The following is a 24,531-nucleotide window of genomic DNA, read 5'->3' on the forward strand; positions in this document are numbered from 1 at the left end:
CCCGGGGACCTGGACCTGCGCCCCGATGGTCTTGTATGCCGCGTCGAGGCTCGGCTTGAGCTCCTCGTAGGGGACCTCGACGGTCAGCTTGACCCGGGTCGGGTTGAGGGTCTCGAGCGCACTCTTCACTGCGGGTTCTCCGTTGATCTGGGGGTCGGGTGAGGCCGGTGCGGACGCACGGCTGACGAGCGGACTGACCAAAGCGGTGGGGACGAGGGGGATGCTCCCCAGCCCACCGCGTCGGGCGGGCTGGCAGACGCACGTGGGCCCACGGCATACGCGCCTTGACCTGGCGCCGCGTCGAGGGTCCATGCTAGCCGTTGGTGCGCGACCGGCCCAATGCCGGTGCTGCCGAGGCGGGCGAGGCCCCGCTGGTTAGAGTGGCGCGGTGATCGACATCAAGGAGCTGCGCGACCACCCGGAGGTGTTCCGGGCGTCCCAGAAGGCCCGTGGCGAGGACGACGGGGTCGTCGATGCCATTCTCGAGGCGGACCTGCGTCGGCGCTCGTCCCTGACCGAGTTCGAGCAGCTGCGAGCGAGCCAGAAGTCGTTGAGCAAGGACGTCTCGACGGCCACCGGCGAGGACCGCGACCGGTTGCTGGCCCAGACCAAGGCGATCGCCGCCCGCGTCAAGGAGCTCGCCGCGACCAGCGCGGCCGAGCAGGACACCCTCGACTCGCTGATGATGACGGTGGGCAACGTCATCATCGACGGCGTCCCCTCCGGTGGCGAGGAGGACTTCGCCCTGCTCGAGACGGTGGGCACCCCCCGCGACTTCGCGGCTGAGGGTTTCGCGCCCCGGGACCACCTCGCCCTCGGCGAGATCCTCGGCGCGCTGGATATCGCGCGCGGCTCGAAGGTCGGCGGCTCGCGGTTCTACTACCTGCGCGGCCAGGGCGTCCGCCTCGAGAACGCCGTGATGTCGCTCTGTATGCAGGTGGCCCGGGAGGAGGGGCACGTGCCCCTGTCGGTACCCAACCTCGTCAAGGAGCCGTCCATGCGCGGGGCGGGATACCTCGACAGCCACGCCGACGAGGTCTACCGGCTCGAGGCGGACGACCTCTACCTCATCGGGACCTCCGAGGTCGCCATCGCCGCGTTCCACAGCGACGAGATCCTCGACCTCTCCGACGGGCCGCTGCGCTACGCCGCGGCATCGACGTGCTACCGCCGCGAGGCGGGGTCGCACGGCAAGGACACCCGAGGCATCTTCCGCACGCACCAGTTCCAGAAGACCGAGATGTTCGTCTTCTGCCGGCCGGAGGACGCGCTGGCCGAGCACGAGCGCCTGCTGCGCATCGAGCGGCGCATCCTCGACGCCGTCGAGGTTCCCTACCGCGTCATCGACGTCGCTGCCGGCGACCTCGGTGGGCCGGCGGCACGCAAGTTCGACTGCGAGGCGTGGATCCCGACCCAGGAGAAGTACCGCGAGCTGACCTCGACCTCGAACTGCACGACCTTCCAGGCCCGGCGCCTCAACATCCGCGAGCGAGAGTCCGGCGGCGACAGCCGTGGTGGCACGAGAAGCGTCGCTACGCTGAACGGCACGATGGCCACGACGCGCTGGCTCGTGGCGATCCTCGAGAACCACCAGCTCGCGGACGGCTCGGTCCGCGTGCCCGCGGCCCTGCAGCCGTTCCTCGGGCAGACCACGCTCGTGCCGGGCGGGATCTGACCTCGGCCCGTCCAGTCGCGGCCCGGTTTCTCTCGTCGTGTCTAGTCGTGGTCTGACCGGGGCCTGGCGAAGGACGACAGCAGCGCACGAGCGACGTCGGCGAGGTCCGCCCTGTCGTCGTGGGCGCGACGTCGGAGCTCGACGTAGGCGTTCTCCAGGTCCAGGCCGTGCTGGAACGCCAAGGCGCCCTTGGCCTGCTCGACCACGACGCGGGCGTGCAGCACCGAGACGACGTTGCCGGTGACGCGTTGCGCGCTGGAGGTCTGGCCGAGCATCAGGGTCGCGGCGGCCGCGAAGGTCTCCGCGATCCGCTGCTCCTCCGGAGTGAGCTCTCGCGTGTCCCGCCAGAAGAGGTTGAGCCCGGCGATCGGCTCGCCGCGCCACAGCATCGGGATGGCCAGCACGGTCCGGAAGCCGGCCGCGGCCAGCGCGGCACCCACGACGGGCCAGCGCGCGGCGATCGCCGCGCCGGTCTCCATGACGGTGCCCCCGGTGCGCAGGCAGTCGACGCAGGGACCCTCATCGTTGGCCGCCTGGTACATCTCCAGGTCGGCCATCCGGTGGGAGGTCGCGGACAGCAGGTCCAGCTCCTCACCGCTGGTGGCCACGAGGATGCTGATGGCGTGCAGGTCGAGCACGGTGGCCAGGTCGAGCATGAGGTCGCCCAGGACGTCGGTCAGGGCTTTGCCCGTGATGGCCGCGCCCAGGGACCTGCCCAGGGCCTCGAACGGGTCAGGTGCGCTCACATCAGGCCCGTCCGCCACTCAGGGAGCTGGAGGGTGACGCGTTGCTGGACCACACTGGTGGCGGCGCTCTGCAGGTCGAGGCCCGACGAGAAGGCGTAGGCTCGCAGCACCGCCACAGCGTCCTGGACGGACAGCCGCAGCTGTGCCACCAGGATGCCGGTGGCCTGGTGGATGCTGGCGCGGTGCGACCACGGCAGGTAGGTCTCCCAGTCCTTCTCCGAGTTCACGGCGAAGAACGCGCCGACGAGGTTGCCCAGCAGACCCAGCAGGTCCAGCGGATCGAGCCCGCTCCCGTGGTGCTCGCCAACGCCCGGCGGCGCGACGTGCGGGCCGCCGCCAAGGGCCCAGGGGTGAGCAGGCTGCGGGGTCGCCCAGTAGAGACTCAGCACCCCGACAGTCGCTCCTCCGGCGTGGATGGGGGCAGCCGCGACCTTGACGGCACCGACCTCCTGCACCGCGGTGACGGAGAAGAGCGGCCAGCGCGTGGTCGCCCCGAGGTCGGCGGACGTGGCCTCCGAGGTCCGGTGCGCCTCCCAGCCCGGGCCCTCGCCGAGCACCTCCTGGAGGTCCTCCAGCCGATAGGCGCGGTGGTCGGTGGCGAACAACGTCATCCGGGTCGGGTCGGCATAGTCCACGATGACGGCACCACCGGTGGCGCCGGCGATCGCCACCGACGCATGGCACAGGTCTTGCGGACTCGGTGCGACCGACGCCGCAGGCTGCACCAGCCGAGTGAACTCCGACAACACCTCATGGGCTTTCACGCGACCCGCTCCCCTGAACACAGAACCTCATACGCCACTTCATACGCCTAATTTTTGCTCATATACCCCATCATCGCATCTTAAAACGCCCACATCTATGGCTCCTCTGGGGCTTTTGACCAGCGCCATACCCCTTCTTGATCGCTTCTTTGAACTGAGCCTCCCTCGCGTGATCGGCCCGTGTTCCGATCACGCCCTCGGAGCAGATTCCTCGACCTCTTCCGACACAGGCCCGCGCAACCATCTGCATGATTCGTGAACTCAACGGGGCTTTCCGCGCGTCTCGACAAACAAACAGCCCACGTCCATCACGTCATGGGCTCCGGACGCCCGGAAGAATGCCACGAGCGAATGGCCGAGCCCCCGCCCGACCCGAGGCGGGACGTCCTCCCGGCCCGTTCTCGCGGTGTGAGAACGGGCCGATCCAGTCGGGCTGACAGGATTTGAACCTGCGACATCCGCGTCCCAAACGCGGCGCGCTACCAAGCTGCGCTACAGCCCGTCGTGCTGGCATCGTAATGGACCCGCGCCACCGGGTCACCAGGGCGAGCGGGGAACCGGCGGTATACCCGCCCGGCCGGATTGGGCCGTTGCCTACGCGGGCACTACGCTGATCCCTCGGACGACCACGCCGGACCAGCTCGGTCAGGTCGCCTCGCGGGCGTAGCTCAATGGTAGAGCCCCAGTCTTCCAAACTGATTACGCGAGTTCGATTCTCGTCGCCCGCTCCAGCCCCGGCCGGTCGCTCCTGTCACGGCCGCGTGATGTCACCGGGCCCCCGCTCCCCGATCCGGGTGACCAGCAGGTCGGTGATCGACCGGCCGGCCCTGATGCCTTTGGCCTCGAACCCGTCCGTCGGTCGCCAGTCGGGCCGCGGCGTGACGGAGACTCCGAAGACCCCGTGCCGCTCGACCTGGCTCACCACGTGGTCGGCGTATGCCGCCTGGTCGGGTCGCGACGAGCAGCGTCCCCCCGGGTGTCAGCCGGCTCGCCAGCAGGTCGAGGGTCTGCGCGCTGACGAACCGCCGCTTCTTGTGCTTCTCCTTCGGCCACGGATCGGGGAAGAAGAGGTGGACCGCGTCGAGCTGGGCCGGTCCGATGCGGTCCCGCAGGACCTCCACCGCGTCGCCACGGACCACCCGCAGGTTGGTGACCCCGGCGGCATCGACGACCCCGAGCAGCCGGGCGATACCCGGGACGTGCACGTCGACGGCGACGAGGTCGTGGCCGGGGTGGGCCGCGGCATACGCCACCGCGGCCGCTCCGTGGCCCGAACCGATCTCGAGGACCAGGGGTGCGGCCCGCCCGAACGCGGTCCGCGCGTCGAGAGGGCCCGGGGGCAGCTCCCAGCGGGGACCGAGCCGGTCGAGCCGGTGGCGGGAGAGCTCGGACAGCTTGCCCTTGCGCCCGGCGAAGGTGCGGACCCGGCCGTCCGTCAGCGGCGGGAGACGGTCGTCCGCGGGCAGGCTCACAGAGGGGATGCTAGCGAGGGCCTGCGTGCGGAGAGGAACTCCGACGTCGCCCCTCGCCCGGACGCGGTTCGGGTGCCTACAGTGGGACGGCCGACGGGCGCTCGTCCCGCCGGACGTCACGACGAGGGAGTCTGCACATGGGTCTCATGGACAACATCAAGGGCGCGGCCGAGGAGCTCAAGCAGAAGGCCGAGGACCTCGTCGACCAGCACGGTGACAAGGTCGGCGACGGCCTCGACAAGGCGGGCGACATGGTCGACGAGAAGACCGGCGGGGCCCACGGCGAGCAGATCGACGCGGGAGTCACCAGGGCCAAGGACGCCCTCGACGGGCTCGACGGGAAGAACGACGACATCGGATAGCGGCCGGAGCGCCGACAGGGCGCCGGCAAGACTCACCCTCGCGACTCACCCTCGCGACGGGGACCGCTCGGCGGCAAGACGCCTCTGCCGCAGCGAGATGTCCGCGCACTCGAGGCAGACCTCTTCGGGGATGATCCCGAGGCGCATCAGGCCGCCGAACGCGAGGCAACCGACGCAGACGCCGAAGATCGACTCGAGCGCCGGGAAGACGACCATCACCGCGCCGAGGACGAGCAGCAGGGGGGAGGGCGCGCCGGCGAGCCAGAGCACGACGATGGCGGCCGACATGACGGCGCCGATCGCGGCGGCGAAGCGCTTGGGCGGCCCGGCCGTGGGGCGCTTGGGCGTGCTCAGCCGCGGCCGGACGACCCGGTTGACGAGCTGGGCGACTGGGCTGGCCCGGGGGCCGATCGCCGAGCGCAGCACGAAGTCGAGCAGCAGCGGCAGGTAGAGCCACCAGGCTCCGAAGGCGATGGCGAGCACGGTGACAAGAAGGACGACTCCGGCGATGAGGCGCACGGAGACGTCGTCGACGACGCGGGGGAAGCTGCTCATGAGTCAATAAGCCCCGCGGGGGGATCAATCCATTCCTGATGGGGAGGAAATCCCACATCCCGAGACGGCGCCCGCCCGACGGGCCCCCTCCACCTCCGTCAGTCGCGCCAGACCATGACGACCGCGCGGTCGTCCGTCTCGCCGGCCTTGGCCGAGGCGCACAGCCGGGCTGCTCCCCCGCGGAAGCCCCGGCTGACCAGTCGCTCGGCGATCCCGAGCATCCGGTCGACGCCCACCGTGAGGTCGCGGTGCCGGGTCTCGATGACGCCGTCGGTGTAGAGGATGAGGGCGTCACCACGTTGCAGCGTCCCGCTGTTGCGCTCGAAGGTGGCGTCCTCGATGACCCCGAGCACGGGCCCGGGTGTCTGCTCGTACATCGCCCATCGGCCCGAGCCACTGTGGAACTGGACCGCGGCGGGGTGACCGGCGGTGCCCACGGAATAGCTGCCGTCGGCCAGGTCGATCGAGACATGGACGGCCGTCGCGAAGCCCTCGTCCCACTCCTGGCGCACGAGGTAGGAGTTGGCCGCACCGAGGAACCGGTCGGGCAGGGTCTCGCCCAGCAGCCCGCCCAGGGCGCCGGACAGCAGCAGCGCGCGGGTGCCGGCCTGGATGCCCTTCCCCGAGACGTCGACGAGCGCGATCTCGAGCAGCTGCCCCTGCCGGGCCCGCGTCGCCACGACGAAGTCGCCGGAGAAGGACTGCCCGTAGGCCGACTCGACCGCGCTCTCCGCATGCCAGCCGGGGGGCAGCTCCGGCAGGACGCCGAAGGCGCGCAGCCGGTCGCGCAGGTCGACGAACATCGACTCGCCGCGGTGGCCTTCCACGCCGATCCGGGACCGGGAGGTGCTCGCGACGTAGGAGAGGGCGATGACGGCGGTCACGGCGAGCACGGCGACCCAGGTGGCGAACGGGCCGCCCGTCCCCCGTGGGTGGATCGTGTAGCTCGTCGCGTAGACGACGGTCTCCAGGGCGAAGGTCGCGGACACCAGCGCCATCCACCGTTGACGCAGGTACAGCCCGGCCACCACGACGACCGGCGCGTAGACGCTGAGGGGGACGATGCCCGGCCGGAAGATCATCACGGCGCACAGCACCACCCCGAGGACGGCGAAGAAGACGCCGCGTCCTCGGGCGGAGCGGGCGACGCGTTCGAGCCAGCCCCAGCGCAAGGCAGCCGGCAGGCGCCACATCATCGTGCGCCGCGCCACGGTGCTGACGCTCGTGACCATAGACTGAACATTAGGTGGCGTCGAAGTCTGGGGTGCCGTCTTTACCAAACACTGACGAAGGCGTCGTCAGGTCTGCGGCGGAAGGGTGCCGTCGTCCTCGTAACGGGTCACCATCTCCACCCGTCGGGCATGTCGCTCCACGCCGGAGAAGGGCGTGGCGAGAAAGACGTCCACGATCGCCGTCGCCTCCTCGATCGCCGTGAACCGGCCGCCGATCGAGACGACCTGGGCGTCGTTGTGCTGGCGGGCCAGCTGCGCCAGCTCGGTGGTGTAGGCGAGGGCGGCCCGGATCCCCTTGACCTTGTTGGCCGCCATCTGCTCGCCGTTGCCCGACCCACCGAGGACGACGCCGAGCGACTCGGGATCGGCCGCCACGGCCATCGCCGCGCGCAGGACGGCCACGGGGTAGTCGTCCTCGGGGTCGAGGACGTGCGGGCCGTGGTCGGTCACGTCGTGCCCGGCCTCGGTCAGGTGGGCCACGAGGGCCCGATGGAGGTCGTATGCCGCGTGGTCGCCGCCGATGTGGACGCGCATCTTCGTACTCCTTCGCTGCCTGCCGGGTCTCAGTCGAAGACCGGGCCCTGGGTGCGGGTGCGCTTGATCTCGTAGAAGCCCGGGGTGCCCGCGACGAGGAGGGTGCCGTCCCACAGCCGACCCGCGGCCTCACCCTTGGGGGCCGGCGTCATGACCGGTCCGAAGAAGGCGGTGCCGGCGACCGAGATCACCGGCGTGCCGACGTCCTCCCCGACGAGCGAGATCCCGCGCTTGTGGCTGCGCCGCACGGCGGCGTCGTACTTCTTCTGGTGGGCCGCCTTGGCGAGCGTGGCCGGCAGGCCGACCTCCTCGAGCGACTCGGCGATCACCTCGTCGTAGTCCTTCCGCCCACCCGGGTGGATCCGGGTGCCCATCGCGTCGTAGAGGGGCTTGACGACCTGCTGCCCACGCGCCTCGGACGCCGCGATGATGATGCGGACCGGTCCCCACGCCTTCTCCATCAGCTCCCGGTAGCTCGCCGGCAGGTCACGTCCGGAGTTGAGGACGGACAGGCTCATCACCGACCAGGTGACGTCGACGTCGCGGACCTTCTCGACCTCCATCAGCCAGCGCGAGGTCATCCAGGCCCACGGGCACACCGGGTCGAACCACAGCTCGGCCTTCTCGCGCCGGCCCCTGCCGGCGGCCTTGCTCGTCGTGGTCTTCGGTGCCGTCTTCTGGGCCGCCGTCTTCTGGGCCGTCTTCTGGGCTGGAGGGGTCATACCCGGCATCCTCTCACCGCCGACCCGATCGCGGACCGGTGGCCGTGCGAGGATGGTCGGCGCCCACGAGGGACCGCCACCAGCCCCCCGAACCCGACCCGCAGGAGCCATCCCGTGCCCGGCACCAACCTCACCCGCGAGGAAGCGGCCACCCGCGCCGACCTCGTCTCCATCGCCAGCTACGACATCGAGCTCGACCTCACCACCGGCGCGACGACGTTTAGCACGACGAGTCGGATCCGCTTCTCCGCCAACACGACCGGTGCCGAGACGTTCGTCGACTTCGTCGGCGACTCGGTCCAGTCGATCAGCCTGAACGGCGAGGCCCTCGACCCGGCGACGCAGTGGTCCGACTCCCGGATCGCCCTGCCGGGGCTGGCCGCCGACAACGAGCTGGTCGTCGTCGCCACGGGTTCCTACACCAACACCGGTGAGGGCCTGCACCGGGTCGTCGACCCGGTCGACGACGAGGTCTACCTCTACTCGCAGTTCGAGGTCCCCGACTCGCGCCGGGTGTATGCCGTGTTCGAGCAGCCCGACCTCAAGGCGACGTTCGCCTTCACCGTCCACGCGCCGTCGCACTGGCAGCTGGTGTCCAACTCCCCCACGCCGGAGCCCGTGCCCGTCTCCGGGCCCGACGAAGGGGAGCAGGGCGGCATACCGGCGTCGACATGGGTCTTCGCACCGACGCCGCGTCTCTCGTCCTACGTCACCGCCCTCGTCGCCGGCCCCTACGACGTCGTCCGTGACGAGGTCCAATCGCGTTCCGGCACCGTCCCGCTCGCGATCTACGCGCGCAAGTCGCTGATGGGTCACGTCGACGCGCAGAACATCTTCGACTGCACCAAGGTCGGCTTCGCCTTCTTCGAGAAGGAGTTCGACTCGGCCTACCCGTTCGCGAAGTACGACCAGATCTTCACGCCCGAGTACAACGCCGGCGCCATGGAGAACGCCGGCTGCGTGACCATCACCGAGGTCTACGTCTTCCGGAGCAAGGTCTCGGAGTCGACGGTCGAGCGGCGGGCACTGACGATCCTCCACGAGCTCGCGCACATGTGGTTCGGCGACCTCGTGACGATGCGGTGGTGGGACGACCTGTGGCTCAACGAGTCGTTCGCCGAATGGGCCTCCACCGTCGCGCAGGCCGAGGCGACCACGGAGTGGCCCGACGCCTGGACGACCTTCCAGAGCCACGAGAAGACCTGGGCCTACGAGCAGGACCAGCTGCCGTCGACCCACCCCGTCTACGCCGACATCCGCGACCTCGACGACGTCCTGGTGAACTTCGACGGGATCACCTACGCCAAGGGCGGGTCGGTGCTCAAGCAGCTCGTCGCCTACGTCGGGCGTGAGGCGTTCACCGCGGGGCTGCGCAGCTACTTCGCGAAGTACGCCTGGGGCAACACCCGGTTCGCCGACCTCCTCGCGGAGTTCGAGAGCGGGTCCGGCCGGGACCTCGGCGGGTGGTCGGAGAAGTGGCTGAAGACGTCCGGCGTCAACACGCTGCGCCTCGAGGTCGAGACGGACGACGCCGGGGTGATCACCGCTGCCGCCATCGTCCAGACCGCGATCGAGGCGCACCCGACCATGCGCCCGCACCGGCTCGCGATCGGCCGCTACGACCTCGTCGACGGGGCGCTCACGCGGGTCGGCCGGCACGAGGTCGACGTCGACGGCCCCCTCACGGCGGTCCCGGACCTCGTCGGGTTGCCGCAGCCGGACCTCCTGCTACCCAACGACGACGACCTCACCTACGCCAAGCTGCGCTTCGACGAGCGTTCGCAGGCCACCGCGCTCGCCCACGCAGCCGCCTTCACGGACAGCCTCCCCCGCTCCCTCGTCATCGGTGCCCTGTGGGAGATGGTCCGCTCCGGCGACCTCGCCTCGCGTGATCTCGTCCCGGTCCTGCTCGACTGCGCGGCCGTGGAGCAGCACTCGACGGTGCTGCGCACGATCCTGATGACGACCAAGCAGATCCCCTCGCAGCTCCTCACCTCGGCCAACCGCTTCACGGCCCCCGAGCACCGGGCGGCGGCGCTGCGCAAGGTCGCCGACGCCCTCCGCGACCTGGCCGACGACGCCGCGCCGGGGTCCGACCGCCAGTTCCAGCTCGTCACGGCATACGCGAGCCTCGCGCACGGCGAGACCGACGTCGTCCGGCTCCGCGCCGCCCTCGACGGGACGCAGCCCTACGCCGGGCTCGACATCGACCAGGACATGCGCTGGACCCTGCTCGGCGCCCTCGCCTCCGCCGGCGCGGTCGAGACCGACGAGATCGACGCCGAGCTCGAGCGCGACGCGACGTCGCTCGGGCGGGAGCGGGCGTACTACGCCAAGGCGGTCCGACCCACCGCGGAGGCCAAGGCCGAGGCGTGGCGACTGGCGGTGGAGGAGGACGGCCTGCCGAACTCCGTCATCGCGGCCCTCGGCAGCGGCTTCAACCGTGCCCTCGAGGCCGACTCCCTGCTCGGCGACTACATCGCGCGCTTCCACGACTCGATCCTCACGGTCTGGGAGTCGCGGTCGGCGGCGATCCGGGAGCGGATCCTCCACGGCTTCTACCCCCTCGGGCTGAGCGGACCTCAGCTCGAGGCCGCGACGAGCGAGTGGATGGACGCACACCCGGACGCCCCGGCCGCCGTCCGGCGGATCATGAGCGAGCACCTCGATGTGGTCCGGACGGCGGTGCGCGCCCAGGCGGCGGACGCCAAGCGGGGCTGAGTCGGTCGTGCCGGACGACCTCGTGAACGATCTGCGGCAGCTGCTGCCCACGCAGGGCTCGGTCTGGGACGGCATCGTCGGCACACCGCTGCTCATCGTGGTGACCCTGGTCGGCGCGGTGGTGCTGCGCTGGGTGATCAACCGGATCATCAAGCGGATGGTCGCGACGACGACCGTGCGCAGCCAGTCACGTCGCTCGCTGATCCCCGGGCGGACGGGCCGGGCGCTCGCCGACGTCGCGGCCGGGCTCGCCCACGAGCGGCACGTGCAGCGGACGACGACGATGGGGTCGCTGCTGCGCAGCATCTCGACGTTCGTCGTCTTCGGCATCGCCGTCCTCACGGTGATGCAGCTGGTCGGACTGCCGCTCGGGCCGCTGCTCGCGTCCGCCGGCGTCGGAGGCGTCGCCCTCGGCTTCGGCGCGCAGAGCCTGGTCAAGGACTTCCTGTCGGGCATCTTCATGATCGTCGAGGACCAGTACGGCGTGGGCGACGTCATCGACACCGGCTCGGCGACGGGCACCGTCGAGGACGTCTCGCTGCGGGTGACCCGCATCCGTGACGCCAACGGGGTCGTCTGGTACGTCCGCAACGGCGAGATCATGCGGATCGGCAACCGCTCGCAGGGATGGTCGACCGCCCTGGTCGACATCCCCGTCGGCTACCACGAGGACATCTCGCGCGTCACCGGCCTCATCAACGAGATCATCGGCGACCTCGCCATCGAACCGCCCTGGGACGCCTTCGTGCTCGAGCCCCCGGAGGTCGTCGGCATCGAGTCGATGGCGGGTGGTTTCGCGACGATCCGCGTTTCGGCGAAGTGCGCCCCGAACGAGCAGCTCGGGGTCCAGCGGGAGATCAGGGAGCGCATCATCCGGGCCTTCGAGGCCCACGGCATCGTCGTCCCCGGGACGCCGCCCGCACCTCCCCCGCCGGCCGGCCCCGGCACTCCTCCCCCGGCACCGAGCGTGCTCTGAGCGACCCCCCGCTCTGAGACCTGGTGCTCTCACAGACCGTTGGGCCACCAGGTCAACCGGCGGGCTCGTCCTCCATCGTGTTGACCATGGACCACGCGGCACGGGTGAGGTAGTCGCGCAGCAGCAGGTCGTGCGTCTCGTCGAGGGCGATGACGTCGACGGCGGCGAGCATGTGCAGCAGCCAGCGGTCGCGCTGGGCCGGCGTCACGGCATACGGGGCGTGGCGCATCCGCAGGCGCGGGTGGCCACGCTCCTGCGAGTAGGTCATCGGGCCGCCCCAGTACTGCACGAGGAAGCCCAGCAGCCGGTCCTGCGCCGGGCCGAGGTCCTCCTCGGGGTAGAGCGCGCGCAGCTCGGGGTCGCCGGCGACGCCGAGGTAGAACTCGGCGACGAGTCGGGCGAAGGTCGGGTGTCCACCGACGTCGTCGTAGAAGCTCACGGGCGTCATCCTCGCACCCGGCCGTCGCACCGGGGCCGAGCGGGGCCGCCGCAGACGGCCCGCCACATGGTGGGACGGCCGACGCAGGATTTGGGGAACCTTTCCGCCGTGGACCACGCTGGTCACCCGTGACACCGAACTCCGCTGCCCCCGCCACCACCACCGCCCCGACGACGGGCCAGGCTGCCGCTCGGCCCTCCGCCGCCGACGGGCACACCTGGTGGCGCGAGGCGGTCACCTACCAGATCTGCCCGCGCTCCTGGGCGGACGGGGACGGCGACGGGGTCGGCGACCTGCCGGGCATCACCGCCCACCTGCCCTACCTTCGCGAGCTCGGCGTGGACGCCGTCTGGCTGTCGCCGTTCTACGTCTCGCCGCAGGCCGACGCCGGCTACGACGTCGCCGACTACCGGGACGTCGACCCGGTCTTCGGCACGCTGGCCGACGCCGACGCCCTGATCGAGCGGGCCCACGGGCTCGGTCTCAAGGTCATCGTCGACATGGTCCCCAACCATTCGTCCGACGAGCACGTCTGGTTCCAGGCGGCGCTCGCTGCCGCCCCCGGGTCGCCGCAGCGTGCCCGCTATCTCTTCCGGGACGGGAAGGGCGCAGACGGCAGCCTCCCCCCGAACAACTGGATCTCGGTCTTCGGCGGGATCGCCTGGACCCGGGTCACCGAGGCCGACGGTCGGCCGGGCCAGTGGTATCTCCACCTCTTCGACCGGAAGCAGCCCGACTTCGACTGGAGCAACCCCGAGGTGCGGGCGGAGTTCGAGTCGGTGCTGCGCTTCTGGCTCGACCGGGGTGCGGACGGGTTCCGGGTCGACGTCGCCCACGGGCTCGTCAAGGACCCGGCGCTGCCGGACTGGGACCATCGCCTGGAGATGCTCGGCGACGCGGACGCGGACGCCGACCCTGACGCCGACGCCGACGCCGACGCCTCCGAGCCCGAGGACCGGCCCCACGCACCGATGTTCGACCAGGACGGTGTCCACGAGATCTACGAGCAGTGGCGCCGGATCCTCAACTCCTACGGTGCCCCTGACCGGATCCTCTGCGCCGAGGCGTGGGTCGAGCCGCCGGTGCGGGCGGCGCGCTACGTGCGCGAGACGGAGATGCACCAGGCCTTCAACTTCGACTTCCTCGACGCGCGCTGGGACGGCCCACGCCTGCGGACCGCGATCACGGACTCGTTGGCGGCGACCGGTTCGGTCGGTGCCCCGACGACGTGGGTCCTGTCGAACCACGACGTCGTGCGGCACGCCTCTCGCTTCGGTCTGGAGCAGGATCACCGGCGCCCCAACGGAATTGGTGCGAAGGACCGGCAGCCCGACCGGCTCGTCGGCCTGCGGCGGGCCCGTGCGGCGACCGCCCTGATGCTCGCCCTGCCCGGCGCCGCCTACCTCTACCAGGGCGAGGAGCTGGGCCTGCCGGATTCCACGGACATGCCCGACGCGTTCCGCCAGGACCCGGCGTTCCACCGGACGGGCGGTGGGGAGCTCGGTCGGGACGGCTGCCGGGTGCCGATGCCGTGGGCGAAGGACGCCCCGGCGTTCGGCTTCGGGTCGACGGGCGGCACCTGGCTGCCACAGCCCCCGATCTACGGAGACTACGCCGTGGACCAGCAGGAGGGCGTTGCCGGCTCGACCCTGGAGCTCTACCGCACCCTGCTCGCCATCCGGCGCCAGCACCGGCTGGGTGCCGGGACCTTCACCTGGCTCGAGGACTACGCCGGGCACCCGGCATACGACGAGGTCGTCGGCTTCGTCACCACGGGCGGAGACGGCGCGCGCGTCGGCGTGGTGTCCAACCTCGGGGCCGAGCCGGTCGCCCTGCCGACCGGCGGGCGGGTGCTCGTGGCCTCGGGCGACCTCACGACCGAGGGGCGGCTGCCCACCGACACCACGGCCTGGGTGCTGCTGACCGGCTGAGGCGCGGCTGTCAGGCTGACGGCATGACAGCCGCCCCGACCCCGTCGCTCTTCCCGGGGGACTTCGCCGCGGAGGACGGCGGGCACGGGGTGGCCGTCTGGTCGACGCCGCAGTGGCGGGAGCGCGCGACCGCCTGGGCCGACGACGCGTTGGCAGGGCACGGGATCCGGCGCACGGGCCCCGCCGAGCAGCCCCACCTGAGGCCGTGGTCCACCGTCCTGCGGCTGCCGACCTCGGCAGGGTCGGTCTGGCTCAAGGCGCCGGGGCCGGGGCTCGCCGTCGAGGTCTCCCTGTATGCCGTGCTCGCGCGGCATGCGCCCGACCTCGTGCTCGTCCCCTATGCCGTCGACGACGCGCGATCCTGGCTGCTCCTGCCGGACGGCGGCGCCGTCCTCGCCACCAACACCACCGAGTCGCTCGAGGTGTGGGCCACCGCCCTGGAGGGCTACGCCCGACTGCAGCTGGCCCTGACCGAGCACGTCGGGGAGGCCCTCGCCGTGGGGGTGCCCGACCACCGACCGGAGCGCCTCGGGGTGGTGCTCGAGGAGACGGTCACCGCCGCGCGGGTGCTAGCCCGGACCGCCGCCGAGCAGACCACCCTCGACGACGCGCTCGCCGCGCGATCCCGGCTCGAGGAGCTGGCCGGCGTCCTCGCGGCGAGCCCGCACCGTCCGACGGTGCAGCACGACGACCTCCACCGCGACAACGTCTTCCTGGCCGGTGCCCGCGTCTTCGACTGGGGCGACGCGGTCGCGGCACACCCCTTCGCCTCCCTGCTCGTGGCCCTGCGCGACACCGCGGAGCCGTTCGGTGTCGGTCAGGGCGATCCCCGGGTCGTCGCCGCCCGTGACGCCTACCTCGCCCCTTTCGGCGGCCCGACCGCCGCCAACCTGCGGGACGTCGCGGCGGCCCGGCAGGTCGGCGTCGTCAGCCGAGCAGCCAACTGGCTCAGGGCGATCGAGTCCTGCACCGACGAGGAGTCGGCCGACATGCGCTCGGCGCCCATCCACTGGCTGGGCATGTTCGGGGACGACGACCACCCGTGACGGGCGGGCTCCCCCCTCGCCTGACCTCCTCGCTACTCCGGTCGCGCGCGCTCGGCCACGACGGTCTCGGGGACCTCGCCGAGCCAGTCGATGGGGGTCCAGTCCTCCGAGCGCACCCACTCGCTACCGCAGGCCGCGCAGGCGAAGAGCGGGTCGCCGCCGAGCCGGTCGCCGGTCACGTCCCACGAACACTCGTTGAGGCAGTCCTCGATCGCCAGCGGTCGGGGCGGGTGTTCCATCGCACCATCATCCCAAGACAGCGACCGGACCACACCCCACCTGCCGATGTCCGAGCGGGTCCTCACGACCCCCGACCCGATGCCCACCGATCGCCCGTCATCAGGCGCGCGTGAAACAGTGCTGCGGTGCGTCCACCCCGAGCCGCCGAACACCCGTACTTCGACGTCCCCCCTCTGGCCCTCGCCCATCGCGGGGGCGCCGGCTACGGCCCCAACCGGGGTATCGAGAACTCGCTCGCGGCCTTCCGGACCGCGGTCGGGCTGGGCTACCGCTACGTCGAGACCGACGTGCACGCCACCTCCGACGGGCACCTCGTGGCCTTCCACGACGACCGGCTCGACCGGGTGACCGACGGAGTGGGCGCGATCGCCGAGCAGCCGTGGTCGGTCGTCCGGGCAGCTCGGATCGGCGGCCGCGAGCCGATCCCGCGGCTGGCTGAGCTGCTCGAGGAGCTGCCGCACGTGCGGGTCAACATCGACATCAAGGCGACCGGCGCGATCGTCCCGCTGTGGGAGACGGTCCGCGCCCACGGGGCGCAGGACCGGGTCTGCGTCGCGTCGTTCTCCGACCGGCGGTTGACGGCCTTCCGCCGCCTCGCCGGGCCGACCGTCGCCACGGCCGCCGGGCCCCGGGAGATCGCGGCGCTGCGGTTCGGCCCCTCCCGCCTCGGTGCCGGGCCGGCCTTCCCTGCTCAGGTCCTCCAGGTGCCGGTCGTCCACCGCCTTGGCCCTCTGCCCGTGCGGGTCGTCACCGCGGCCCTCGTCGAGCGGGCGCACGACCTCGGCAAGCAGGTCCACGTCTGGACGGTCGACGACGCCGACGAGATGACCCGGCTGCTCGACCTCGGCGTCGACGGGCTGGTCAGCGACCGGATCGACGTGCTGCGCGACGTGCTCACCACGCGTGGTCAGTGGGCCTGACCCGCCGGCGAGCCTTGGAACGCGCCGGGTAGCGGGCTGATCGCCGGTCGATCGGGGCGGCTGCGGTCACCGTACGATCGAGCGGTGACCAGCGCCGACCACCACACGTCGACCGCTGCCGTCGGCCCCGGCGAGGGCGCTGCGGGCGGGCCGCTCAGCCCGGCATACCGGCTCGTGACGGTCGCCCTCGTCGCCCTCGTGACGATCATCGCCTACGAGGCGCTGGCCGTCGCCACGGCGATGCCGCGGGCCGCCGAGGAGCTGGACGCCGTCGTCGGCTACGGCCTGGCGTTCTCGGTCATGCTCACCGCCCAGCTGCTCGGCATCGTCCTCGCGGGGGTGTGGGCCGACCGGTCCGGGCCCATGCCGGCGATGTATGCCGGCCAGGTCCTCTTCGCCGTGGGCGCCGCGGTGTGCGCACTGTCGCAGTCGTTCACCCTCCTCCTCGTCGGCCGCGCGGTCACCGGCCTCGGCGCCGGCCTCGTGATCGTCGTGCTCTACGTCGTCGTCGGGCAGGCCTACCCCAGCCGGATGCGGCCGAGCGTCTTCGGCTACGTCTCGGCGGCGTGGGTGCTGCCCTCGCTCGTCGGCGCGCCGCTGTCCGCCTGGCTCGCCTCGAGCTTCACGTGGCGACTCGTGTTCTGGGTGGTCGTCCCGCCGGCGCTCTTCACGCTCGTCGTCATCCACCGCCAGCGGGCAGCGCTGACGGGAGGGGGGCCGGGCGACATCGAGGACGGTCGCGCGGACGGTCCCGCGGACGGTCCCGTGGCCACCCCCACGGTCGACCGGGCCGGCAACCGCCGGGCCGCCCGCCTCGGGGTGCTGGTCGCGCTGGCCGCCGGGGCGCTGCAGCTCGGGACCTACGAGCGCTTCCCGCTGCTGTCGTGGCAGACGGCCGTCGCCGTCCTCGGTGTCGTCGGGCTGCTCGTCGTCACCCCACGACTGCTGCCCACCGGCACCCTGCGGATGGCGCGCGGACTGCCCTCGGTCATCCTCAGCCGCTTCCTCCTGCCAGCCGCCTTCAACGGCACCGTGACCTACCTCCCCCTGATGATCACGCAGGAGCGTCACGATTCGCTCACCACGGCCGGCATCGTGCTGACCGTGGGGTCGCTCGGCTGGTCGGTCGGCTCGTGGGTCCAGGGCCGTCCCTCGATGACCGCCCACCGACCCGCGCTCGTCTCGGTCGGTGCCGCGTTCCTCATGGCGGGGTGCCTCGGGCTGGTGCTCGTCATCGCCGCCGGCTGGACCGCGTGGCTCTTCGCCGGCGCGATGGTGCTGGCGGGGCTCGGCATGGGACTCGCGATGACGACGCTGTCGGTGCTCCTGCTCGACCTCGTGTCCCCGGTGGAGCTGGGCCGTGCCTCGGCCGCGCTCCAGCTCGCCGACGTCCTCGGCAGCGTGATCGGGATCGCTGCGGCGAGTGCGGTCTTCGCGGTCCTCCACGTCACCGGCGGCAACGACGCCCGGACCTACGTCGTCATCTGGTCGGGCCTCGCCGGGGTCGCGGCGGTCGCCGTCGTCAGCGGCAGCCGTTGCCGACCGCTGCGTCCGCGTCAGCGCTCGCTCTAGGCAGCATTCACGCGGACGCCAGGGGGCGGTCAGCGCACGAGGACGTGACCATGGGTCGCGGCGAGCCGCACCCAGCGTCCGCGCGCCAGCACCCTCGAACGACCCTGTGGCGCAAGGAAACCCAGCACGTATGCCGCGAACGCGGCTCCCGCAGGCACCGGCGGCGCGGTGGGCGTCAGGCGTCCCCAGACGGCCTGCCGGAGCGCTCCCACGGCCGGCGCGCCGAGGGTCGCATCGGCCGGTGATGCGGTCGGCGTCGCTGACGTGGCCGACCCGGCTGAGGTGGCCCCCAGGGCGACCTCCTCGATCCCCGCCCGGGCGGCGACCACGAGCTCGTCCTCGTCCACCTCCCCGACCGGCTCCCAGCCGTCGCGGGGCGGCGTGATCGACGCCCACGGCGCGGTCACCGTCATCGGCGGGACGGACAGCTCGATGCCCTCCGGGTGCCGCGCGACCCTGTCCGCCAGGGCGGCGAGCGGGACGACCACGTCGAGGTCCGTGGGCTGCCCGAGCGCCATCGCCCGCATCCCCGTCACGCCACCCTCGGCGAGCAGGCCTCGCCCCGGCAGCACCTGGACGTGGACGGCGAGCGTCACGCCGACGGCCTGCAGACGCATCGCGCCCTCGCTGTCGAGTGACCGGGCGCGGGCGACGAAGGTGGCGAAGTCGGCATACCCGCGCTCGTCGTCGAAGACGAGGCTCGTCACGCGTGCCGCCAGCGGAAGGCCGGTGTCGCCCCGAGGTGCGCCTCGAGGACGGCCCGCTCCTCGGCGCCCATCCGGCGGGGTGCGGCGCGGTCGAAGTCGTAGAGGACGATGCCGGTGCTGGCCCGGGCGTAGTGGGTGGTCCCCACGTCCTCCGGGTCGAAGAGGTCGTAGGCGAGGTCGAAGCCCGCCGCGGCGATCCGGGTGCACCACATCTCGACCGCGACCGGGGCGTGCCGGAAGGCGAGGGGGGCGAGGTACTCGATCTCGTGGCGGGTCACGAGCACGCCGTGGTCGAGGAGGCTGCGCCCGTGCCCGAACCACTGCTCGAAGCCCACGACCCGCGCGTCCTCGAGCAGCCGCAGGAACTGGACGTTGTTGACGTGTCCGTAGGCGTCCATGTCCGACCAGCGCAACGGCACGAGGACCCGGTAGCGGCCGGGGTCGGCACTCTCGGACGAGTCGGGTATCGCGCTGGCCTCGGACATGGCGCCATCCTCCCAGCCCCGAACGCCCCGAACGGCCACCACGAACGGCCACCCCGCGGGGGGGTGAGTCAGCGGCGGCGGGCGGGACTATCGCGTCGTCTGACAGCATGGCCCCGTGCAGGTTGGCATCCTCGGGCCGCTCGAGGTCATCGGCGCCGACGGTCCGGTGACGGTCGCCGGCAGCCGGCTGCGCCAGCTGCTCGTGCGGCTCGCCGCGGACGCCGGGCGCGCCGTCTCCGTGCGCGACCTGATGGACGCGGTCTGGTCGGACGACCCGCCGGCCGACGCCACCAACGCCCTGCAGACGCTGGTCTCGCGGCTGCGCCGGGCCCTCGGCGACCCCGGTCTCGTGCGCCAGTCCGTCGGCGGCTACCGCCTCGCGATCGAGGTGGACGACCTCGACGCCCACCGCTTCCGGACCCTCGCCGCGCAGGGTCGCGCCATGGTGGGCGCCGGGGACCCGCAGGCGGCCCGGGCGGTCCTCGCCGCCGCGCTCGCGCTCTGGAGGGGAGTTGCCCTCGCCGACGCCCAGGACGCGGGGTATGCCGGGTGGGCCGCCCCCGTCGCCGCCGGCCTCGAGGAGCTGCGTCTCGACACGATCGCCCTGCGCATCGAAGCCGACCTCGCCGCGGGCGCGTCGACCGGTCTCGTCGGCGAGCTCGAGGCCCTCTGCCACACCCACCCGCTGCGCGAGGACCTCACCGGTCTGCAGATGCGCGTCCTGGCCGCCGCCGGCCGCCCGGCCGAGGCGCTCGCGGCATACGAGCGGCTCCGTTCGATGCTGTCCGACACCCTCGGCACCGACCCCTCGCCGGCCCTGCGACAGACCCATCTCGAGCTGCTGCGCGCCGAGGCACCGGCGCCGGTCCCCGGCCGTCGCCGCACGACCCTCCGATCCGGTCTGACCACCTTCCTCGGCCGGGAGGCCGAGCAGGCCCGCATCCTCGCCCTGCTCGGCACGAACCGGCTCACGACCGTCGTCGGGCCCGGCGGGGCCGGCAAGACACGCCTCGCCTCGGAGGTCGGCGCCGCCTGGCAGGACCGGGCCCCGGACGGGGTGTGGCTCGTCGAGCTCGCCCCGGTCACCGACCCCGAGGGCGTCGTCCAGGCCTTCCTCGGCGCCCTCGACCTGCGCGAGACGCACCTCCTCGACCGCACCCGCGACCGGCTGCCCGTCCGGGACGACCTCGAGCTCCTCGTCGGCTTCCTCGCCACCTCGCGATCGCTCCTCGTCGTCGACAACTGCGAGCACCTCATCGAGGCCACGGCGCAGCTCATCGACACCCTGCTGGGGTCCTCGTCCGCGCTGCGCGTGCTCGCCACGAGCCGCGAGCCGCTGGGCATCGACGGCGAAGGCCTGTGCATCCTCCCGCCGCTCGGCATGCCGCCCGCCGACGCCGACGTCTCCGAGGCCGGCCGGTATGCTGCGGTGCAGCTCTTCGTCGACCGCGCCTCGTCCGTGCGCTCGGACGTGGGGCTCGACGAGCGGAGCGTCGCCGACATCGTCGAGATCGTCCGTCGACTCGATGGTCTGCCGCTCGCCATCGAACTCGCTGCCGCACGCACGCGCATCCTCCCCGTCGCCGAGGTGCGCGCCCGGCTGAGCGACCGGTTCCGCCTGCTCACGGGTGGCAGCCGGACCGCGATGCCCCGGCACCAGACCCTGCGCGCCGTGGTCGACTGGAGCTGGGAGCTGCTCAGCCCGCCGGAACGCTTACTGGCAGAACGACTTGCTGTCTTCCCCGCCGGCGCCACTCCCCGGTCGGCGGCCGCCGTCTGCTCCGACCGCGACCTCGACGGTGCTCCCCAGCTGCTCGACGCCGACGACGTCCGCCAGCTGCTCGACGCCCTCGTCGACAAGTCCTTGCTCTCGGTCCGCTCCGAGCCCCGCGAGGGCGGTGTGCGTTACCGGATGCTGGAGACGATCCGGGAGTTCGGCATCGAACGGCTCGCCGAGCGCGGCGAGGTGGCACAGGCGAGGCGGCGGCACGCCACCTGGTTCGGGGAGCTCGTGGTCGAGCTCGCCCCGATGCTCCGGAGCGCCGCCCAGCTCGATGCGGCCGCCACCCTCGAGGCCGAGCGCGACAACATCCTCGGGGCCCTGCGCTACCTCGTCGACTCCGGCGACGGGAAGGGTGCGCTGGCCATGACCCTCGAGCTCAGCTGGTACTGGTCGCTACTCGGCAACCACGCCGAGGCGACGATGTGGCTGGAGGCCGCGTTGGCCACCCCCGGCGAGGTCGACCCGGCCAGCCGGACCCTGGCACACGCCACCCTGCTGCGCAACCGCATGATGGGCGTCGACGTCGACGCCACGGACCACGAGTCGACCCTCGCGGCGATCCGCGAGATCAGCCAGGACCTCGAAGGGCTCATCGGCACCCACGACCTCCCGCCGCACATGCAGATGCTGCGGGCGGGGATGGCGGTGTTCACCGGCAACGACGAGCTGGCGGCCAAGGTCATCGTGGACGGGCTCGCCGACCCCGACCCGTGGGTGCGTGCGGCCATCCGCATGTTCCGGGCCAACATCGCCGAGAACGACGGTGACATCGACCGCATGCGCGACGACGTCGAGCTGTCCTACGCGGAGTTCGAGGCCCTGGGGGACCGATGGGGGACGGCGTCCGCCCTCTCGGTGCGCGCCCAGCTGCAGACGCTCGACAGCGACCTCGAGGGGGCCATCGCCTCCTACGACCGCGCCGCCCGGCACATGGCTGAGCTCGGAGCCCACTCGGACGAGGCGCAGATGGGGATGCGCCGGTCCGGTCTGCGGGTCCGGCTCGGCGACTTCGACGGCGCCGAGCGCGACATCGCCGGCCTCTCCTTCGACGAGATGGGCGGCTTCGGCGAAGCCTTCGCGGGTGCGACGCGTGGCGTCATCGCGGTCGGCCGGGGGGATCGCGACATCGCCGATGCGTTCCGGCCCCACCTGCGCAGGACCCTCGAGGGCGCGCGGGGCGCGGTCCCGCTGCGCGACCACGCCCGCGCCATGGTCCTCAGCGTCCTGGCGCTGCTCGACCTCGCCGTCGACGACGTCGACCACGCCGCGCTGGTCCTCGCCGAGGCCCATGAGGTCACGATCGCCACCCACGACATGCCGATCATCGCCAGCTACGCCCTGGTCGTGGCCGCGCTGGCGCAGGCGCGGGGCGAGTCCGGGTCCGCGGCCCGGATGCTCGGCGTCGCGGCCCGCCTGCGGGGGGCCGAGGACCCCACGGACATCGTCGTGCGCCGACTGCGGTCCGAGCTCCCGGCCGCACTGGGTGCGGACGTCTTCACCGCGGCATACGAGAGGGGCCGGGCGCTCTCGCGTGAGGACGCTCTCGCGCTCCTCGAACCCCCGACCCCTTAGGCCGAAACCGCCTGTCCCGTATGCCGGCCGGTGCCCTCAGGCCCGTCGGCGATAGGCCCGCAGGGCGAGCGGCACGAAGACCACGAGCATCCCGGCCATCCACGCGAGCGTCCACCAGAGGTGGACGGCCACCGGTCCCCCGACCATCAGCCCGCGCACCACCGAGACGAGGTGCGAGATGGGGTTGTTGTTGGCGAAGGCCTGCATCCAGCCCGGCATCGTCGAGGAGGAGACGAAGACGTTGCTGCCGAAGGACAACGGCATGACGAGCAGGAACATGATGCCCTGCACGGCGCCGGAGGTCCGGGCGATCATGCCGACGAAGACCGAGATCCAGCAGAAGCAGAGGGCGAAGGCCATCGAGATCCCGAGGGCCGCGATCACCGCGAGAGCGTTGGTCTGGACCCGGAAGCCCATCAGGGTGCCCACACCCATCGTCATGCCGAAGAGGATGAGGTAGCGGACGATGTCGGCGAGCACCGCACCGACGAGCGGCGCGGAGCGAGCGATCGGCAGCGATCGGAACCGGTCGAAGACGCCCTTCTCGATGTCCTGGTTGAGGTTCTGACCGATGCTCACGCTGGCCAGGGCGATGAGCTGGCCGACCATGCCCGGCAGCAGGAACTGGAGGTAGGTCGCCTGCGACCCTCCCGCGATCGCGCCGCCGAAGATGTAGGTGAACAGGGCCAGGAAGATCACCGGCTGGAGGGTGACGTCGATCAGCGCCTCCGGCGTGCGCCGCATCTTGATGAGGCTGCGCTGGGCGAGGACGAGCGCCTGGGTCAGCGTGGCGAAGGGGCCTCCGGCGCGGGAGGGGCCGTCCGCGAGGACGTGACCAGGGCGGCGGGGGTGGCGGGGCGTGGTGCCAGCGGGCTTGGTGAGGGTGGTGGTGGTCGTGGTGGTCATGCGGCACGCTCCGTCGAGGTGGCAGGGTCGAGGTGGGGGGTGGGTGACGGGGCGTCGGGGGCCCGGTCGCCGGTGAGGGTCAGAAAGACCTCGTCGAGGCTCGGCAGGTGGAGGGAGAGCTCGGTGACCCCGATGCCTTCCGCGGCGAGTCGCTGGACCGTCGCGGCGAGGGCCTCGTCATCAGCCACCGGGACCGTCACCTCGTGGCGCCCGGTGCGCTCGGCCGCGGTGCCGGTGATGTCGGTCAGGATCCGGCCCACGTCGTCGACGCGGGTGGAGTCGCTCGGCACCACCCGGATCCGCTGCCCGCCGATGATCCGCTTCAGGCCGTCGGGGGTGTCGTGGGCGATGACGCGGCCCTGGTCGATGACCGAGATCTCGTCGGCGAGGGCGTCGGCCTCGTCGAGGTACTGCGTCGTGAGCAGGACCGTGGAGCCCTCCTCGACGAGGTTGCGGATGACGTCCCACATGTCCTCGCGCTTGGCGGGGTCGAGGCCGGTGGTGGGCTCGTCGAGGAAGATCACCGCCGGGCGGCCGACGAGGCTGGCCGCGAGGTCGAGCCGGCGGCGCATCCCGCCGGAGTAGGTCTTGGCCATCCGCCCGGCGGCCTCGGAGAGGTCGAACCACTCGAGCAGCTCGGCCGCGCGCGCCTTGGCGTCCCGGTTGCCGAGGTTGAGCAGCCGGCCGATGAGGGTGAGGTTCTGGGTGCCCGTGAGGTCCTCGTCGACCGAGGCGTACTGGCCGGTGAGACCGATGGTCTCGCGGACCTTCTGGGGCTCCTTGACGACGTCGAAGCCCCCGACGTGGGCCGTGCCGCTGTCCGGCCGCAGCAGGGTGGCGAGGACGCGCACCGCGGTGGTCTTGCCCGCGCCGTTGGGGCCGAGGACACCGAGGACGGTGCCGGGCCGGGCTGCGAGCGAGACACCGTCGAGCGCCTGCGTCGTGCCGAACTTCTTGCGGAGGTCGTCCGCCTCGAACATGTAGTCCATGGGTGTCTCCCGGGTCGTCGGTTCAGGTTCGAGATGATCGTGCGCCCCGGCCCTGACACGACGCGCACACGCGACTGTCACGCCCTGACGGCACCGCACGCGCCCTGCCAGCCGCGCCAGCCTCGAGGGGCCGGGGTCGCTGAGGTCGTGGTCTGGCGCTGAGGTCGTGGTGTGCACACCAC

General features: G+C 72.1%; 23 protein-coding genes and 2 tRNA genes. 10 read left to right on the forward strand and 15 right to left on the reverse strand.

Going from position 1 to position 24,531, the window contains the following annotated elements; all coding sequences use genetic code 11:
- The coding region (locus tag Q0R63_RS11815; RefSeq protein WP_295697480.1) for a trigger factor at positions 1-129 on the reverse strand (129 nt) is incomplete at its 3' end.
- Positions 130-388: 259 nt separating this feature from the next.
- Here Q0R63_RS11815 and serS point away from each other — a divergent pair.
- The gene (gene serS / locus Q0R63_RS11820; protein WP_295697451.1) at positions 389-1,675 is read left to right on the forward strand and encodes a serine--tRNA ligase; all 1,287 of its coding nucleotides are present in this window, start codon (positions 389-391) and stop codon (positions 1,673-1,675) included.
- 41 nt (positions 1,676-1,716) lie between these two features.
- Here the strand turns inward: serS and Q0R63_RS11825 are convergent, their stop codons facing one another.
- From Q0R63_RS11825 to Q0R63_RS11835, 3 genes are all read right to left on the reverse strand, one after another.
- Positions 1,717-2,421: a GAF and ANTAR domain-containing protein gene (locus Q0R63_RS11825; RefSeq protein WP_295697453.1), complete on the reverse strand. Its 705-nt coding sequence runs from the start codon at positions 2,419-2,421 to the stop codon at positions 1,717-1,719.
- Positions 2,418-3,092, reverse strand: coding sequence for an ANTAR domain-containing protein (locus Q0R63_RS11830; protein ID WP_295697455.1), 675 nt, complete (start codon positions 3,090-3,092; stop codon positions 2,418-2,420). The genes Q0R63_RS11825 and Q0R63_RS11830 overlap by 4 nt, the downstream gene beginning before the upstream one ends.
- Positions 3,093-3,613: 521 nt before the next feature.
- Positions 3,614-3,687: transfer RNA gene (locus Q0R63_RS11835), tRNA-Pro, on the reverse strand.
- A 155-nt stretch (positions 3,688-3,842) separates the two neighbouring features.
- Between Q0R63_RS11835 and Q0R63_RS11840 the strand changes: the two genes are divergently transcribed.
- Positions 3,843-3,916 (forward strand) — tRNA-Gly (locus Q0R63_RS11840).
- Positions 3,917-3,952: 36 nt separating this feature from the next.
- Here the strand turns inward: Q0R63_RS11840 and Q0R63_RS11845 are convergent.
- Entirely contained in the window at positions 3,953-4,657 is a 705-nt protein-coding gene (locus Q0R63_RS11845; protein WP_295697457.1) for a tRNA (guanine(46)-N(7))-methyltransferase TrmB, read from the reverse strand.
- Between the two features lie 137 nt (positions 4,658-4,794).
- On the opposite strand from Q0R63_RS11845, the gene Q0R63_RS11850 reads away from it, so the two are divergent.
- On the forward strand, positions 4,795-5,019 hold the full coding sequence (locus Q0R63_RS11850; RefSeq protein WP_295697458.1) for an antitoxin: 225 nt from the start codon (positions 4,795-4,797) through the stop codon (positions 5,017-5,019).
- A gap of 45 nt (positions 5,020-5,064) precedes the next feature.
- Here the strand turns inward: Q0R63_RS11850 and Q0R63_RS11855 are convergent, their stop codons facing one another.
- The 4 genes from Q0R63_RS11855 to Q0R63_RS11870 all read right to left on the reverse strand — a co-directional run bounded on the left by Q0R63_RS11855 (position 5,065) and on the right by Q0R63_RS11870 (position 7,921).
- The gene (locus tag Q0R63_RS11855) at positions 5,065-5,574 is read right to left on the reverse strand and encodes a DUF4395 domain-containing protein (protein ID WP_295697459.1); all 510 of its coding nucleotides are present in this window, start codon (positions 5,572-5,574) and stop codon (positions 5,065-5,067) included.
- A 98-nt stretch (positions 5,575-5,672) separates the two neighbouring features.
- Complete coding sequence (locus Q0R63_RS11860; RefSeq protein WP_295697460.1) at positions 5,673-6,806, reverse strand: PP2C family protein-serine/threonine phosphatase; 1,134 nt, start codon at positions 6,804-6,806, stop codon at positions 5,673-5,675.
- Between the two features lie 66 nt (positions 6,807-6,872).
- Positions 6,873-7,340, reverse strand: coding sequence for a ribose-5-phosphate isomerase (locus tag Q0R63_RS11865; protein ID WP_295697462.1), 468 nt, complete (start codon positions 7,338-7,340; stop codon positions 6,873-6,875).
- Between the two features lie 29 nt (positions 7,341-7,369).
- Positions 7,370-7,921, reverse strand: coding sequence for a disulfide bond formation protein DsbA (locus tag Q0R63_RS11870; protein WP_295697482.1), 552 nt, complete (start codon positions 7,919-7,921; stop codon positions 7,370-7,372).
- Positions 7,922-8,176: 255 nt separating this feature from the next.
- Here Q0R63_RS11870 and pepN point away from each other — a divergent pair, with 255 nt between their 5' ends.
- Positions 8,177-10,783 carry an aminopeptidase N gene (gene pepN, locus Q0R63_RS11875; protein WP_295697463.1) on the forward strand — a complete coding sequence of 869 codons (2,607 nt, stop codon included), beginning with the start codon at positions 8,177-8,179 and terminating at the stop codon, positions 10,781-10,783.
- Positions 10,784-10,805: 22 nt separating this feature from the next.
- Positions 10,806-11,759 carry a mechanosensitive ion channel family protein gene (locus Q0R63_RS11880; protein ID WP_295697464.1) on the forward strand — a complete coding sequence of 318 codons (954 nt, stop codon included), beginning with the start codon at positions 10,806-10,808 and terminating at the stop codon, positions 11,757-11,759.
- Positions 11,760-11,811: 52 nt separating this feature from the next.
- Here the strand turns inward: Q0R63_RS11880 and Q0R63_RS11885 are convergent, their stop codons facing one another.
- Complete coding sequence (locus Q0R63_RS11885; protein WP_295697465.1) at positions 11,812-12,207, reverse strand: globin; 396 nt, start codon at positions 12,205-12,207, stop codon at positions 11,812-11,814.
- A gap of 236 nt (positions 12,208-12,443) precedes the next feature.
- Here Q0R63_RS11885 and Q0R63_RS11890 point away from each other — a divergent pair, with 236 nt between their 5' ends.
- Both Q0R63_RS11890 and Q0R63_RS11895 read left to right on the forward strand, forming a co-directional pair.
- Positions 12,444-14,129, forward strand: coding sequence for a glycoside hydrolase family 13 protein (locus tag Q0R63_RS11890; RefSeq protein ID WP_295697483.1), 1,686 nt, complete (start codon positions 12,444-12,446; stop codon positions 14,127-14,129).
- Between the two features lie 23 nt (positions 14,130-14,152).
- On the forward strand, positions 14,153-15,175 hold the full coding sequence (locus Q0R63_RS11895) for a phosphotransferase (RefSeq protein WP_295697466.1): 1,023 nt from the start codon (positions 14,153-14,155) through the stop codon (positions 15,173-15,175).
- A gap of 32 nt (positions 15,176-15,207) precedes the next feature.
- Here Q0R63_RS11895 and Q0R63_RS11900 read toward each other — a convergent pair whose 3' ends face one another.
- The gene (locus Q0R63_RS11900) at positions 15,208-15,414 is read right to left on the reverse strand and encodes a hypothetical protein (protein WP_295697468.1); all 207 of its coding nucleotides are present in this window, start codon (positions 15,412-15,414) and stop codon (positions 15,208-15,210) included.
- 126 nt (positions 15,415-15,540) lie between these two features.
- On the opposite strand from Q0R63_RS11900, the gene Q0R63_RS11905 reads away from it, so the two are divergent.
- Both Q0R63_RS11905 and Q0R63_RS11910 read left to right on the forward strand, forming a co-directional pair.
- On the forward strand, positions 15,541-16,335 hold the full coding sequence (locus Q0R63_RS11905; protein WP_295697469.1) for a glycerophosphodiester phosphodiesterase: 795 nt from the start codon (positions 15,541-15,543) through the stop codon (positions 16,333-16,335).
- Positions 16,336-16,419: 84 nt separating this feature from the next.
- Entirely contained in the window at positions 16,420-17,907 is a 1,488-nt protein-coding gene (locus Q0R63_RS11910; protein ID WP_295697470.1) for an MFS transporter, read from the forward strand.
- 29 nt (positions 17,908-17,936) lie between these two features.
- Here the strand turns inward: Q0R63_RS11910 and Q0R63_RS11915 are convergent, their stop codons facing one another.
- Positions 17,937-18,614, reverse strand: a complete 678-nt coding sequence (locus Q0R63_RS11915; protein ID WP_295697472.1) for a hypothetical protein — start codon at positions 18,612-18,614, stop codon at positions 17,937-17,939.
- Entirely contained in the window at positions 18,611-19,099 is a 489-nt protein-coding gene (locus Q0R63_RS11920) for an acyl-CoA thioesterase (RefSeq protein ID WP_295697474.1), read from the reverse strand. The genes Q0R63_RS11915 and Q0R63_RS11920 overlap by 4 nt, the downstream gene beginning before the upstream one ends.
- 115 nt (positions 19,100-19,214) lie before the next feature.
- Here Q0R63_RS11920 and Q0R63_RS11925 point away from each other — a divergent pair, with 115 nt between their 5' ends.
- Positions 19,215-22,454, forward strand: coding sequence for a BTAD domain-containing putative transcriptional regulator (locus tag Q0R63_RS11925; protein ID WP_295697476.1), 3,240 nt, complete (start codon positions 19,215-19,217; stop codon positions 22,452-22,454).
- Positions 22,455-22,490: 36 nt separating this feature from the next.
- Here the strand turns inward: Q0R63_RS11925 and Q0R63_RS11930 are convergent, their stop codons facing one another.
- Both Q0R63_RS11930 and Q0R63_RS11935 read right to left on the reverse strand, forming a co-directional pair.
- Entirely contained in the window at positions 22,491-23,360 is an 870-nt protein-coding gene (locus Q0R63_RS11930) for an ABC transporter permease (protein ID WP_295697478.1), read from the reverse strand.
- Positions 23,357-24,349 carry an ATP-binding cassette domain-containing protein gene (locus tag Q0R63_RS11935; RefSeq protein ID WP_366521118.1) on the reverse strand — a complete coding sequence of 331 codons (993 nt, stop codon included), beginning with the start codon at positions 24,347-24,349 and terminating at the stop codon, positions 23,357-23,359. Before Q0R63_RS11935 ends, Q0R63_RS11930 begins: the two co-directional genes overlap by 4 nt.
- Positions 24,350-24,531 lie beyond the last annotated feature (182 nt).

The sequence above is a fragment of the Lapillicoccus sp. genome (assembly GCF_025353065.1).
Lineage (GTDB): Bacteria > Actinomycetota > Actinomycetes > Actinomycetales > Dermatophilaceae > Lapillicoccus.

Coding starts and splice junctions, on each gene's coding strand:
- Q0R63_RS11850 (WP_295697458.1), top strand. CDS start 4,795: ATGGGTCTCATGGACAACATCAAGGGCGCGGCCGAGGAGCTCAAGCAG.
- Q0R63_RS11855 (WP_295697459.1), bottom strand. CDS start 5,574: ATGAGCAGCTTCCCCCGCGTCGTCGACGACGTCTCCGTGCGCCTCATC.
- Q0R63_RS11860 (WP_295697460.1), bottom strand. CDS start 6,806: ATGGTCACGAGCGTCAGCACCGTGGCGCGGCGCACGATGATGTGGCGC.
- Q0R63_RS11865 (WP_295697462.1), bottom strand. CDS start 7,340: ATGCGCGTCCACATCGGCGGCGACCACGCGGCATACGACCTCCATCGG.
- Q0R63_RS11870 (WP_295697482.1), bottom strand. CDS start 7,921: ATGACCTCGCGCTGGCTGATGGAGGTCGAGAAGGTCCGCGACGTCGAC.
- Q0R63_RS11885 (WP_295697465.1), bottom strand. CDS start 12,207: ATGACGCCCGTGAGCTTCTACGACGACGTCGGTGGACACCCGACCTTC.
- Q0R63_RS11895 (WP_295697466.1), top strand. CDS start 14,153: ATGACAGCCGCCCCGACCCCGTCGCTCTTCCCGGGGGACTTCGCCGCG.
- Q0R63_RS11900 (WP_295697468.1), bottom strand. CDS start 15,414: ATGGAACACCCGCCCCGACCGCTGGCGATCGAGGACTGCCTCAACGAG.
- Q0R63_RS11920 (WP_295697474.1), bottom strand. CDS start 19,099: ATGTCCGAGGCCAGCGCGATACCCGACTCGTCCGAGAGTGCCGACCCC.
- Q0R63_RS11930 (WP_295697478.1), bottom strand. CDS start 23,360: ATGACCACCACGACCACCACCACCCTCACCAAGCCCGCTGGCACCACG.
- Q0R63_RS11935 (WP_366521118.1), bottom strand. CDS start 24,349: ATGGACTACATGTTCGAGGCGGACGACCTCCGCAAGAAGTTCGGCACG.